The following is a 12,217-nucleotide window of genomic DNA, read 5'->3' as shown; positions in this document are numbered from 1 at the left end:
GCGGCGGTGGCGAAGTCGGCCTTGTTGTCGTCGGTATCCGTGCAGCCGCCATTCGCGCGGAAATCGGCCAGCGTCGTGCTTGGCGTCGGCGCCGTGCCGGAGCCTTCATAGAAATTCGCACTGCCCTGGCCGACGAGATCGACGATCTGCGCTAGCTGCGCGGCGCTGCAGGCCGTGCTGCTGCCGTTGCAGGTGAGGCCGGTGGCGACATTCGCCAGGATCACCTTGCCGCCGCCAGCGGCCATGTTGATTGCCGTGCTGCTTTGGTCTGCGGTAGGCAGTGGACTGCCATTGGCGCCGCCGGCCAGTTGCACCAGAAAATAATGCCCGGGGGCGATCGAGCCGCTCAGCGCGACGACGCTGCTGCTGAAGTTGCCGGTGCCTGTCGCACTCGAGTACTGCACCGACCAGCCGGAGAGGCTGACCGCGGTGTTGGAGCGGTTGAACAACTCGACGTAGTCATTTTGCAGTACGGCGCCGGTGTTGCCGCCGGCCCCGTAAACCTGGCTGATGACCACGTTGCCGGCAGCTGCCGCAAACGATGGTGGGAAGCAAGCGAGAAAAAACGCAAGAAAAGCAAAGCCCGCGCCGCGCGGCGCACGTATACGACCGATCATGGATTACCCCGTTGTTGAACTGACCCCGGGCGCATTCTCGCCACATTTTGTGACAGAGAGCAACCTCGAGCAGTCACTATTTTTGTTCAGGTTTGTATGCCTTTGTATGCCGCTCGCGTGCCGCTAGTCGTCCGGGGTCGGCACTGCCACTGCGCATGTGGGAAAATCCCGGCCCTTCATCGACTCTGAGACCGGAATGTCGACCACCGTCAGTGACAATCGCCGCGACCTCGAAGCCGGCATCGAGACCGACCTGCGCGACCGGCTCAGCTATGGCGGCTACCTGCAGCTCGACCGGCTGCTGTCCGCGCAGCATCCGCTGTCGCAGCCGCCGCATCACGACGAGATGCTGTTCATCGTCCAGCACCAGGTGTCGGAGCTGTGGCTCAAGCTTATGATCCACGAGCTCACGGCGGCGATCGAATGCCTGCGCCATGATCAGGTCTGGCAGTTCGGCAAGATCGTCGCGCGGGTCAAGCAGGTGCTGCGCCAGCTGACCGAGCAATGGTCGGTGCTGGAGACGCTGACGCCTGCGGAGTATCTCGAATTCCGCGACGTGCTCGGGCCCTCTTCGGGATTCCAGTCGCTGCAGTACCGCATCGTCGAATTCCTGCTTGGCAACAAGAACGCCGCGATGCTGCGCGTGTTCGCGCACGATGCGACCGCGCACGCGCGCCTGCAGGAAGTGCTGCAGGCACCGAGTCTCTACGACGAATTCCTGCGCTATCTCGCGCGCTGGGGCCATGCGATACCGGTGAGCAGCCTCGAGCGCGACTGGTCGCAGCCGCACGTGTCCGATCGCGAACTGCTGCCCGTGTTCGAGCGCATCTACGAGGACACCAACCGCTACTGGCGCGAGTACGCTCTGTGCGAGGATCTGGTCGATCTCGAAACGCAGTTCCAGCTCTGGCGCTTCCGCCACATGAAGACGGTCGAGCGCATCATCGGCTACCGGCGCGGCACGGGTGGATCGTCGGGTGTCGGGTTCTTGAAAAAAGCGCTGGACCTGACCTTCTTCCCGGAACTGTTCGAAGTGCGCACGACGATAGGCACGCACCCCGCGGCGCCGTAATCCGAGCGCGAAATCCCGCAGCGCCGCAACGGTTTTGTTTGACGGCCTGCGGCGAAGCGGTTACACCTTCACACTTTCCAGCGCGCGCAAGGCGCGAAACGAATCGGAGCAGAACATGGCAGCGACAGGGGCAGTGGGTGCGGGCGCGGTGAGCGGCGATGCGGCCGCCGAGGTCGCGGCGGGACGAATGACCTTCCCGGAAATGCTCGGCCACCCGCGTCCGCTGTGGCTGCTGTTCATGACCGAGTTCTGGGAGCGCTTCGCGTTCTACGGCATGCGCTGGGCGCTGGCGTTGTACATCGTCGCCCAGTTCTACAACGGCGAAGCGACCGGTGAAAAGCCGGCGAGCAACATCTACGGCGCCTACCTCGCCCTGGTCTACGCGGCCGGCGTGTTCGGCGGCTACATCGCCGACCAGCTGATCGGGCACCAGCGTTCGATCCTGACCGGCGCGATCGTCATGGGCTCGGGCCTGTTCGTGATGATGCTGCCGAGCATGGACCTGTTCCTGCTCGGCCTCGCTCTCGTCATCATCGGCAACGGCTTGTTCAAGCCGAACATCTCGACCATGGTCGGCCAGCTCTACGCGCAGGGCGACAGCCGCCGCGACGCCGGCTTCACGATCTTCTACATGGGCATCAACGTCGGCGCGATGGTGTCGCCGGTGGTGACGAGCTGGCTCGCAAGCGTGATCACCGCGACGCCGATGCAGCAGAATTACAAGGTAGTTTTTGCTTCCGCCGGCGTCGGCATGGCGATCTGCTGGCTGTGGTTCTGGATCGGGCGGCGCCAGTTGAACGGTGTCGGCCAGTCGGTGCGGACGTCGCTGAGCACGCGCAATCTCGGCCTCGTCGCCGCCTATCTCGTCGTCGGCGTGCCGCTGATGTATTTACTGCTCGCCAAGCTCGGCGCGACGGCACTGGCCTGGATCCTCGGCATTCTGTTCATCGGCCTTGCCGCGATGCTCTTGATTGAAGGCCTGCGCGAAGGCGCGGTCGCGCGCGACAAGGTGATCGCGATGCTGATCATCTTCGTCTTCAACGTACTGTTCTGGATGTTCTTCGAGCAGGCCGGATCGTCATTCAACTTCCTCGCCGAGAAGATCGTGCATCGTGATTTCGGCGCATGGGAATTTCCGGTCGCCTGGTTCCAGTCGGTGAATTCGCTCGCCATCATCACCCTTGCGCCCATCATTGCGGCGATCTGGGTGTGGCTGGGCAAACGCAACGCCGAACCGTCGATCGCATTCAAGTTCAGCCTCGGTCTGATCTTCAACGGACTCGCCTTCCTGCTGCTCATGTTTGCGCTGACCCATCTCGTCGACGGCGGCAGCAAGATTCCGTTCTGGACGCTGTTCATGGTTTACGTAGTCCAGTCGATCGGTGAGCTGTGCCTGTCGCCGATCGGCCTGTCGATGGTGACCAAGCTCGCGCCGACGCGTTACGTCGCATTCGCGATGGGCGGCTGGTTCCTGTCCGTCGCCAACGGCAACAATCTTTCGGGCATTTTCGCCGGCGAAGTTTCTGGCGAAAGCGGCATGACCACGGCGTCGGCGCTGTCGGGCTACACCTTCGGCTTCTGGGCGCTGGTCGGTTCGGGCGTGGTCCTGCTCGTTGTCGCGCCGCTGATCAGCAGGTTGATGCACGGGGTGAAATAGCTTTCCTTCTCCCCTTGGAGAAGGGGTCTGAAGGGTGGATAAGGGAAGAGTGTTGCGGATTTGCAGTGAACTACGGAATTGAAGCGCCTCTCTCGGGCTCGACCCTGCGTCGAGCTTGGCCTGCTCCGCAGGCTGCGTCGTGATGAAAATAGTGATCGAAGCTGGCGTCGTAATCCTCGACCGCGGACGCATTTAGCGGTGGCTGTGTCGACGTCACGTTGCCGCCGAGCTTGAACATCAGCGGCACGAGATACGCCTGCTTCGCGGCATCGACGGTCTGCCAGTCGTCCTTCAGGATGCCGCCGGTATCTGCGGAGTTCGGATTCCACGACCAGAACGTCCAATGCACGCCGTCGACGCCCGTTCCGAGACAGCTCGCAAGTGCCGTCAGCCACTCCCGGTCAGAAGCCGTCTGGAGCTTCGTTCCGAACTCGCCGACGAGCACCGGCGCGGCGTTCGTCTTGTGCAGGTAGCGCCACGTCGCATCCCATAGCGCCGGCAGGTTGGCGGGGTAGTCCGGTGCCGAGAACCACGGCTGTGCATGCACGCTCGCGGGATAGTCGTGGATCGAATACACGAGGCGGTTCGCCACGTTGAGCCGCACGGGTGCAGCGCCGGCACCGGCCAGGTTGCCGCCCCACCAGTAGTTTTGCCCGTTGTAGCTCTCGACACCTTCGACGACGATCAGCCAGTCTGGATTCGCGGCAAGGATCGCATTGCCGGCACGTTCGGCCGCGAGCCGCCAATCGTGCGCGAGATCGCCGCATCCCCAGCACGCCGCGCCATGCGGCTCGTTGTGCAAGTCAGCGCCGATCACCGTGTGGTTGCCTGCGTATCGCGTGGCGAGCATCGTCCAGTCCTTGATCCACCGCGCTTCGTCGTACTGCGCGGTATACCAGAGCTCCGATTGGCCGTTGGCGTCCGGACGATGGCGGTCGAGCAGGATGCGCAGACCGATCTCGCCCGCGTACGCGACGAGCTTGTCCATGATCTGCAATCCGGTGAGTCCGGCGAGATCTGCGTTCTGCGCGAAGTCGATGCCGTTGGGCGTGCTGCCGGCGTCGAACAGCTGGTTGCTGTACGGCAGGCGGATCGTGTTGTAACCCTGCGCCTTGATCTGGTCGAGCATCGACTTGTAGCCGCGCGCCCATAGGCCATGCGGAGCGAAGTTGCTCGTCTCGAGGCCGAACCAGTTGATGCCCGCGAGACGCAGCGGCTGATTGGCGCTGTCCTCGATGCGATGGCCGTGGGTGTGCCAGGAGCCGGCGCCAACCTCTGCGCCTGCTGTAGTGGACGTGATGCAGGTAAACGCGGTACCGACTGCGAGCATGAGCGCAACGCGCATGAAGCTGTCTCCGTCGTTGTGTGCGGTGAGGATGTCAACCCACTGCGGATGCAGTATCGTACGTGCGCGGGTGCAGTCGCTTCAATCCCTGACCAACTACGCGGCATTCGCCGCCGGGAGCGTTTATGCGGATTTCGATGCAGCATGCCTTCGTCGCACGCCTTGGCTTCGCTTTCGCCATCGCGGTGATCGCCGCCGATGCCGGCGCTGGCGGCGACCCTCATGGGTATCGCACTGATCTGTTCGTCGCATCCAACAAGAACGAATGCTCGGGTGTTCCCTCCTGCTTGTCCGCAACGATGGCGAGAGTCGTCGTGCCCGCGAGCAAGAAAAAGGCGGAGCGCCTCGCCTGCCCGGACAGCCATCCCAACCTGTGGACGTGGGACTCCGCCCAGCACGAACACGTCAGCGTCCAGATGGTCGCGATCGACCGCCGGACGGTGACGCTCGAAGGCGTGAACGCCACCTCGACAGCGGGAGAGTTCGAGGTCTCGCTCGGATGCTCGACCCAGCCTTACGCAGGAAGCGTGGTGCAGCAATCGCGCCAGCTGGCGCCGACGCAGTTCATGGGCCCGCATAGGTCTGAGACCCGGCATGCGAACCCTCCGCCCTCCACTGACACTTCGGTATGCAATGGGATCAGAGAGTGCCAGGTCCAGCCCCAGCCGTGGCAGGACATCGGTCCGTGGGGATCGATAGCGCAAGGCTACACCTGCGTCGGGGCCTATCCGTACGCCAATTACTACACATACATACAAACCGGTTCCCCGTCGATCAGCGCCATGGGGATCGTCCGCGACGTCACCCCGCAAACGTACGACATACTGATGACGAACTGGAATCTGTTTGCGCACGACAAGGTGGAGGTCATCCTGGCCTGCAGCAAGTACAACATCAACGGCGGTTCCTGCGGCGGGGTACAAAGGGACCCCAATTGTCCGGTGATCGCCGGAACCCAACACAACTTTTGCAACGGCGGCCCGGTGCCCGTGTGCATCCAGGATTGGAATGAGCGGTGCTCGGCGAACCAGCAGCTCTACCAATGCACGGCCGAGCTCGCGATCACGTGGTGCACGCCCTGTCCTGGTTGAGGTTTGGCGGGCCGATCGGCCTGTCGACGCTACTTCGCGATCTCCTCCAATTCCGCCTGCCATAACCGGTCGAGGATGTGCGCGAGCCAGCGCCGCTCTTCGACGGTGAGATGGGCGAGCAGGCGCTTCTCGTGCTCGAGCGCAAGCGGCGCGACTTCGGCGTAGACCTTCCAGCCCTTCGCGGTCAGGCCGAGCACCGATTGACGCTTGTCGTGCTCGGCCGTGCGCCGGCGCACGCGGCCATCCGCGATCAGGCGTGCGAGCGCGCGGCTGACGGCGACCTTGTCCATCGCCGTGCGTTCGGCGACTTCGCGCGCGGCGATGCCGTCGTAGCTGCCGAGCACCGCCATCGTGCGCCATTCCGCGATCGACAGGCCATAGCGGCGCTCGTACAGGTCTGCGATCGCGCGGCTCGCCGTGTTCGACAGCACCGACAGGCGATACGGCAGGAACTGCTCAAGTTCGAGGATCGCGTTGCTGCCCACCGCTTCCTTGTCCGCTGCGTTCTTCTTCATGTCGTCGTGCGCTTGCAATTGGTTTCAATTGAAACTATCTTATTGCAATCGTCCGCGATTGCAATAGCCGCGAATCCAGATCGGAGCAGATCATGAATGCAGTTCCGCAAGTCAAAGCCGGCACGCAGCCGGCGGTGTTCGAAAACCCGATGGGCATCGACGGCTTCGAGTTCGTCGAATTCGCTTCGCCAGAGCCCGCGAAACTGCACGAACTGTTCCGCAATCTCGGCTTCGTCCAGGTCGCGCGACACAAGACGCGACCGATCTACAACTACCGCCAGGGCGACTGCACCTTCCTGATCAACGAGGATCCGGATTCGTTCGCGGGCGAGTTCGCGCGCAAGCATGGGCCTTCGGCCTGCGGTTTCGCGATCCGTGTGTCCAAGCTCGCCGAGTGGGTGCGCGTGCAGGCGCTGAAGAACGGCGCCAAGTCGATCGAGTACAAGGAAACCTCGAAGGCCGTTGCCGCTCCGGTGATCGAGGGCATCGGCGGCTGCATGCTCTACATCGTCGATCGCTACGACGACAAGGGCACGATCCACGATCCCGACTGGGAATGGCTGCCCGGCGCCGAGATGATGCCGCGCGGATTCGGCCTCACCTTCATCGACCATCTGACCCACAATCTCTATTTCGGCAACATGGCGAAATGGGCGGACTACTACGAGCGCCTGTTCCAGTTCCGCGAGATCCGCTATTTCGACATCAAGGGCGCGAAGACCGGTCTGCTGTCGAAGGCGATGACCGCGCCGGACGGCATGGTGCGCATTCCGCTCAACGAGTCGGCCGATCCGAAGAGCCAGATCAACGAATACCTCGAGCAGTACAACGGCGAGGGCATCCAGCACATCGCCTGCTTCACCGACGGCATCTACGAGACGGTCGAGGCGATGCGTGCGCGCGGGATCGAGTTCCTCGATACGCCGAACGCGTACTACAGCGTGATCGATCAGCGCATCCCGAACCATGGTGAAGACGTCGCACGCATGAAGGTGAACAAGATCCTCATCGACGCCGATGTGGAGACGAAGCAGAAACTGCTGCTGCAGATCTTCACCAAGAACTGCGTCGGTCCGATCTTCTTCGAGATCATCCAGCGCAAGGGCAACAGCGGCTTCGGCGAAGGCAACTTCCAGGCCTTGTTCGAATCGATCGAGCGCGAGCAGATGGAGCGCGGGGTGCTGTGAGCGCGCTCAAGTACCAATCCGGTTTCGGCAACGAGTTCGCGACCGAAGCGGTCGCCGGCGCGCTGCCCGTAGGCCGCAATTCGCCGCAGCGCGTCGCGCACGGGCTCTACGCCGAGCAACTCTCTGGCACGGCGTTCACCGCGCCGCGACACGCCAACCGGCGCAGCTGGCTGTACCGCATCCGGCCGGCGGCGGTGCACAAGCCGTTCGCCGCGTTGAAAAGTGGAAAATTCCACAATGTATTTGATGACGCCCCGGCGACGCCGAATCAGCTGCGCTGGGATCCTTGGCCATTGCCAAGCGCGCCGACCGATTTCGTCGATGGCCTCATCACGATCGCCGGCAACGGCAGCGCAGCTGCGCAGGCCGGCATCGGCATCCATGTCTACGCGGCGAACCGCTCGATGCAGGGCCGCTACTTCTATGACGCCGACGGCGAGCTGCTGATCGTGCCGCAGCTTGGGCGCCTGCGCCTGGCGACCGAATTCGGCGTCATCGAAATCGACCCACAGGAGGTCGCGGTGATCCCGCGCGGCGTGCGCTTCCGCGTCGATCTGCTCGACGGCGAGGCGCGTGGCTATGTCGCCGAGAATTTCGGTGCGATGCTCCGCTTGCCCGACCTCGGCCCGATCGGCTCGAACAGCCTCGCCAACGCGCGCGATTTCCTCACCCCGGTCGCGGCCTACGAAGACATTGACGGCGACTTCGAACTGGTGGCGAAATTCCAGGGCCATCCGTGGTCGGCGAAGATCGATCATTCCCCGCTTGATGTCGTCGCCTGGCACGGCAACTACGCGCCGTACAAGTACGACCTGCGCCGCTTCAATACGATCGGCTCGATCTCGTACGACCATCCCGACCCGTCGATCTTCACCGTGCTGACTTCGCCGAGCGACACGCCCGGCACGGCGAACATGGATTTCGTCATCTTCCCGCCGCGCTGGCTCGTGGCCGAGGACACGTTCCGTCCGCCGTGGTTTCACCGCAATATCGCGAGCGAATTTATGGGCCTTATCCATGGGGCATACGATGCAAAGGCCGGCGGGTTCGTGCCCGGCGGCGCGAGCCTGCACAATTCGATGAGCGGCCACGGTCCCGACGCGGCCAGCTTCGACAAGGCGAGCGCGGCGGATACGACCAAGCCCGATCACATCGTCGACACGATGGCCTTCATGTTCGAGACGCGCGCGGTGATCCGGCCGACCAAGCAGGCGCTGGAATCGCCGCAGCTTCAGCACGATTATTATCAGTGCTGGCAGGGGCTGAAAAAGCATTTCCGCGCGCCGCAGAAATAACCCAAGGATATTCGCCGATGAAACTTGCAAGTCTCAAAGAAGGCGGCCGCGACGGCACGCTGGTCGTCGTCAGCCACGATCTCACCCGCGCCGTGCGTGCGACCGACATCGCGCACACGCTGCAGCGCGCACTCGAGGACTGGCACAACGCCGCGCCCCGCCTGCATCGCGTCTACGAATTGCTCAATGACGCCGCGCGTGCGCAGACGATCAACGGCGAAAATGTCTTTGCGCTCGATTCCGCCGTACTCGCCGCGCCGTTGCCGCGCAGCTACGAGTTCGTCGACGGCAGCGCCTACTTGCCGCACGTCGAGCGCGTGCGCCGCGCGCGCGGGGCCGAGGTGCCGGAGAGTTTCTACACCGATCCGCTCATGTACCACGCCGTCGGTGCGGGCTTCTACGGACCTCGCGACGCGGTGCGCGTGACCAGCGAGGACTACGGCATCGATCTCGAAGCCGAAGTCGTCGTCGTCACCGACGACGTGCCGATGGCGGTGACGAGTGCGCAGGCCGCTGGCCACATCCAGCTTATCGGCCTGGTCAACGACGTGAGCCTGCGCAACCTGATCCCAGGCGAGCTGGCAAAGGGGTTCGGTTTCCTGCAGTCGAAACCGCGTTCGGCATTGTCGCCGGTGTTCGTCACGCCGGATGAGCTCGGCGCCGCGTGGGAAAGTTCAAAAGTACACTTGGCGCTGACCACGCACATCAACGGCAAGTTGTTCGGTCAGCCCGAAGCGGGCGAGGACATGCAGTTCTCGTTTGCCGACCTCGTCGCGCATGCGGCGAAGACGCGGCCGCTGTCGGCCGGCACGATCGTCGGCTCGGGCACGATCGCGAATCAGGACGAAGCGAAAGGCGCATCCTGTCTCGCCGAGAAGCGCACGCTCGAAACGATCCGCGACGGCAAGCCGTCGACGCCGTTCCTCAAGTTCGGCGATACGGTGCGCATCGAGATGTTCGACCGCGCCGGCACGAGCGTCTTCGGCGCGATCGAGCAAACTATCGAGCGCGCCTGATGGGTGGAGGCTTCTATTGAGAAGTGCGGCCAAGGATGGCCGCTTCTTGATTCTCGCGATCAGGGACGATCACACTCATAACACCTACAAATTCGGCATCTCGAACGCGTCGAGCATGGGCAGGTGCATGTCCTCGGTGCCCTCGCCGAGGCGGATCTTGAGCGCGAGGCCATCGCGCGAATCGGCCTTTGACAGCGCCTCTTCGAGGTCGATGCGGCCGTCGCGGTACAGCCGCAGCAGCGACTGATCGAAGGTCTGCGTGCCTTCGGACAGGCTGCGGTCCATCGCTTCCTTGATCTCGTGGACCTGACCGCGGCGAATCATGTCGCGGATCAGCGGTGTGTTGATCAACACCTCGACGGCGGGCAGGCGCTGACCGTCCACGCCGACGACGAGGCGCTGGGCGACGATGCCACGCAGGTTGAGCGCGAGGTTGAGCAGCGCGTTGCGGTGCGCGGACTCGGGGAAGAAGTTGAGGATGCGCTCGAGTGCCTGGTCGGCATTGTTCGAGTGCAAGGTGGCCAGGCACAGGTGGCCGGTTTCGGAGAAGGCGATCGCCGCCTCCATCGTCTCCGAGTCGCGGATCTCGCCGATCATGATCACGTCGGGTGCTTCGCGCATCGCGTTCTTCAGTGCATCGTGGAAGCTGTGCGTGTCGAAGCCAACCTCGCGCTGGTTGACGATCGACTTCTTGTGGTGATGCAGATATTCGATCGGGTCCTCGATCGCGAGGATGTGGCCGGCCGTGCTCGCGTTGCGGTGGTCGATCATCGAGGCCAGCGTGGTCGATTTGCCCGAGCCGGTCGAGCCGACGCAGAGCAGCAAGCCGCGCGGTTCCATGATCAGGTCCTTGAGCACGAGCGGCAGCTGCAGTTCCTCGATGCTCGGTATGACCGCCTTGATCGCGCGGATGACGAGACCAATCTCGCCGCGCTGCCTGAAGATGTTGACGCGGAAGCGTCCCACGTCCTTCAGCTGGGTGACGAGGTTCATCTCCAACTCACGCTCGAAGCGGGCGATCTGGTTCTCGTCCATCATCGAGTAGGCGATGCGCTTGGCCAGGCCGGCAGGCATCGCGGTGGTGCCGAGCGGTGTCAGCACGCCGGAAATCTTGATGTTGATCGGAGCGCCCGTGGACAGGAACAGGTCCGAGGCGTTCTTCTCGTTCATCAACTTGAGGAAATAGCCGATATCCATACGCTTAAGTCTTGCCCCCGTTGCGATGCCGATGTGGTCGTTGCCATTGTGCCTGCGCTTTGTGGACAATGCGCGACGCGACTCCGAGCTTTCTGAACCCTGCGGAATGATATGACAATCCTGCGTTCCATGGCCCTGACCGGGTTATCCGTTTTCGTGATCTGTGTCGCCGGTTGCGCGCAGACCAAGCCCCCGCTCGCGGAGATGCAGGAGGCCACGCGGCGCGTGGACGGTGCGCGCGAGGCCGGTGCCTCGACCTATGCGCCCGCCGAGCTGCGCATGGCGCAGGAACGCCTCGGCCAGGCGCGCGCGGCGATGAAGCAGGAAGACTACGACGTGGCCGCGCAATTCGCCGACGAGGCACAGGTAGCCGGCGACCTGGCCCAGGCCAAGACCCGGCTCGGCAAGGCACGCGAACGCGTCGACGCGCGCTCGCGCGAGAACGCGCAGTTGCGCAGCGATCTGTCGATACCGGCCGAGGCGAAGCAGGAGGGGTTTCAGTGATGCGGACCGGGATTCGAAGTGCGTTGGCTGCGCTGCTGCTCGTTTCGTCGGTTGCAGCTTGGGCGCAAAAGGACGACCCCGACTACGATCGCCTGCGCGGCAGCCTCAACCAGTTGACCGGCGACCGCACGCTCGGCGGCCTTGCCCCGGCCGAAATCGCGCTCGCCGAGCAGGCGCTGGCCAACCTCGCCGAGTTCGGCGGCAAGCGCAAGCTGCATGACCACTACGTGTTCCTCGCCGAGCGCCGCATCGACATCGCCTACGCCGCGGCGCAGGCGATGGTGCAGGAGCGCAAGATTCAGGTACTCGATCGCGAACACGACCAGATCCTGATCGCCGCGAGCCGACGCGATGCCGAACAGGCGCGCCTCGAACTCGAGCGCCAGCGCATCCAGAGCCTCGCCCAGCAGGAAGAGGCCGATCGCCTGCGCGCCGAGGCTGACGAGGCGCGCGAGACCAGCGCTCAGACCACCAAGCAGGCCGAAACGGCGAAGAAACAGGCGGCGCAGGCGCGCAAGCTCGCCGATGCGCAGGCCCGCGAGGCCGAACTGGCGCGCAAGGAGGCCGAATTGCTCTCCGCGAGCGGCGCCAAACCGGCGGCTGGCGCGGGCAAGCCTGCAGCCGCGGTGCCGGCGGCCAAGTCGGTCGCGCCGATTGCACTCGGCGAAGGCGCCTTCGCCCCGGGCCAGGCCGCACTCAAGCCGGCAGGCAGCGCGCAGAT

Annotated in this window: 12 protein-coding genes; 8 read left to right on the top strand and 4 right to left on the bottom strand. The window is 63.8% G+C overall.

The window, feature by feature from the left end; all coding sequences use genetic code 11:
• A partial coding sequence (locus tag VF497_RS00765) for a lamin tail domain-containing protein (protein ID WP_330885279.1) occupies positions 1–617 on the bottom strand: 617 nt, incomplete at its 3' end.
• Between the two features lie 196 nt (positions 618–813).
• Between VF497_RS00765 and VF497_RS00760 the strand changes: the two genes are divergently transcribed.
• Complete coding sequence (locus VF497_RS00760) at positions 814–1,689, top strand: tryptophan 2,3-dioxygenase (protein WP_330885277.1); 876 nt, start codon at positions 814–816, stop codon at positions 1,687–1,689.
• A gap of 187 nt (positions 1,690–1,876) precedes the next feature.
• On the top strand, positions 1,877–3,346 hold the full coding sequence (locus tag VF497_RS00755; protein ID WP_330885281.1) for an oligopeptide:H+ symporter: 1,470 nt from the start codon (positions 1,877–1,879) through the stop codon (positions 3,344–3,346).
• Positions 3,347–3,416: 70 nt separating this feature from the next.
• Here the strand turns inward: VF497_RS00755 and VF497_RS00750 are convergent, their stop codons facing one another.
• Complete coding sequence (locus tag VF497_RS00750) at positions 3,417–4,691, bottom strand: glycoside hydrolase family 5 protein (RefSeq protein WP_330885275.1); 1,275 nt, start codon at positions 4,689–4,691, stop codon at positions 3,417–3,419.
• A gap of 125 nt (positions 4,692–4,816) precedes the next feature.
• Here VF497_RS00750 and VF497_RS00745 point away from each other — a divergent pair, with 125 nt between their 5' ends.
• A complete protein-coding gene (locus VF497_RS00745) occupies positions 4,817–5,782 on the top strand; it encodes a hypothetical protein (protein WP_330885273.1) in 966 nt (321 codons plus the stop codon).
• Between the two features lie 29 nt (positions 5,783–5,811).
• Here VF497_RS00745 and VF497_RS00740 read toward each other — a convergent pair whose 3' ends face one another.
• Positions 5,812–6,297: a MarR family winged helix-turn-helix transcriptional regulator gene (locus VF497_RS00740; RefSeq protein WP_330885270.1), complete on the bottom strand. Its 486-nt coding sequence runs from the start codon at positions 6,295–6,297 to the stop codon at positions 5,812–5,814.
• Between the two features lie 92 nt (positions 6,298–6,389).
• Here VF497_RS00740 and hppD point away from each other — a divergent pair, with 92 nt between their 5' ends.
• From hppD to VF497_RS00725, 3 genes are read left to right on the top strand one after another with little or no spacing between them, the layout of a single operon-like run.
• Entirely contained in the window at positions 6,390–7,484 is a 1,095-nt protein-coding gene (gene hppD, locus VF497_RS00735) for a 4-hydroxyphenylpyruvate dioxygenase (protein ID WP_330885267.1), read from the top strand.
• Complete coding sequence (gene hmgA / locus VF497_RS00730) at positions 7,481–8,779, top strand: homogentisate 1,2-dioxygenase (protein WP_330885265.1); 1,299 nt, start codon at positions 7,481–7,483, stop codon at positions 8,777–8,779. The genes hppD and hmgA overlap by 4 nt, the downstream gene beginning before the upstream one ends.
• Before the next feature lie 17 nt (positions 8,780–8,796).
• Positions 8,797–9,795 carry a fumarylacetoacetate hydrolase family protein gene (locus tag VF497_RS00725; RefSeq protein WP_330885263.1) on the top strand — a complete coding sequence of 333 codons (999 nt, stop codon included), beginning with the start codon at positions 8,797–8,799 and terminating at the stop codon, positions 9,793–9,795.
• An 84-nt stretch (positions 9,796–9,879) separates the two neighbouring features.
• Here VF497_RS00725 and VF497_RS00720 read toward each other — a convergent pair whose 3' ends face one another.
• Positions 9,880–10,992, bottom strand: a complete 1,113-nt coding sequence (locus VF497_RS00720; RefSeq protein ID WP_330885261.1) for a PilT/PilU family type 4a pilus ATPase — start codon at positions 10,990–10,992, stop codon at positions 9,880–9,882.
• Between the two features lie 111 nt (positions 10,993–11,103).
• Here VF497_RS00720 and VF497_RS00715 point away from each other — a divergent pair, with 111 nt between their 5' ends.
• A complete protein-coding gene (locus VF497_RS00715) occupies positions 11,104–11,496 on the top strand; it encodes a DUF4398 domain-containing protein (RefSeq protein ID WP_330885259.1) in 393 nt (130 codons plus the stop codon).
• A 23-nt stretch (positions 11,497–11,519) separates the two neighbouring features.
• Positions 11,520–12,217: hypothetical protein (locus VF497_RS00710; protein WP_330885257.1), on the top strand; the 698-nt coding region annotated here is incomplete at its 3' end.

The sequence above is a fragment of the Rudaea sp. genome (assembly GCF_036383415.1).
Classification (GTDB): Bacteria; Pseudomonadota; Gammaproteobacteria; order Xanthomonadales; family Rhodanobacteraceae; genus Rudaea.
The sequence above is the reverse complement of the archived record's forward strand: the minus strand, read 5'-3'. Positions and strand labels throughout refer to the sequence as shown.

What these genes read in the sequence shown, in the direction of transcription:
- VF497_RS00755 (WP_330885281.1), top strand. Translation starts at nt 1,877, where the DNA reads ATGACCTTCCCGGAAATGCTCGGCCACCCGCGTCCGCTGTGGCTGCTG.
- hppD (WP_330885267.1), top strand. Translation starts at nt 6,390, where the DNA reads ATGAATGCAGTTCCGCAAGTCAAAGCCGGCACGCAGCCGGCGGTGTTC.
- VF497_RS00750 (WP_330885275.1), bottom strand. Translation starts at nt 4,691, where the DNA reads ATGCGCGTTGCGCTCATGCTCGCAGTCGGTACCGCGTTTACCTGCATC.
- VF497_RS00725 (WP_330885263.1), top strand. Translation starts at nt 8,797, where the DNA reads ATGAAACTTGCAAGTCTCAAAGAAGGCGGCCGCGACGGCACGCTGGTC.
- VF497_RS00715 (WP_330885259.1), top strand. Translation starts at nt 11,104, where the DNA reads ATGACAATCCTGCGTTCCATGGCCCTGACCGGGTTATCCGTTTTCGTG.
- VF497_RS00745 (WP_330885273.1), top strand. Translation starts at nt 4,817, where the DNA reads ATGCGGATTTCGATGCAGCATGCCTTCGTCGCACGCCTTGGCTTCGCT.
- VF497_RS00740 (WP_330885270.1), bottom strand. Translation starts at nt 6,297, where the DNA reads ATGAAGAAGAACGCAGCGGACAAGGAAGCGGTGGGCAGCAACGCGATC.
- VF497_RS00760 (WP_330885277.1), top strand. Translation starts at nt 814, where the DNA reads ATGTCGACCACCGTCAGTGACAATCGCCGCGACCTCGAAGCCGGCATC.
- VF497_RS00720 (WP_330885261.1), bottom strand. Translation starts at nt 10,992, where the DNA reads ATGGATATCGGCTATTTCCTCAAGTTGATGAACGAGAAGAACGCCTCG.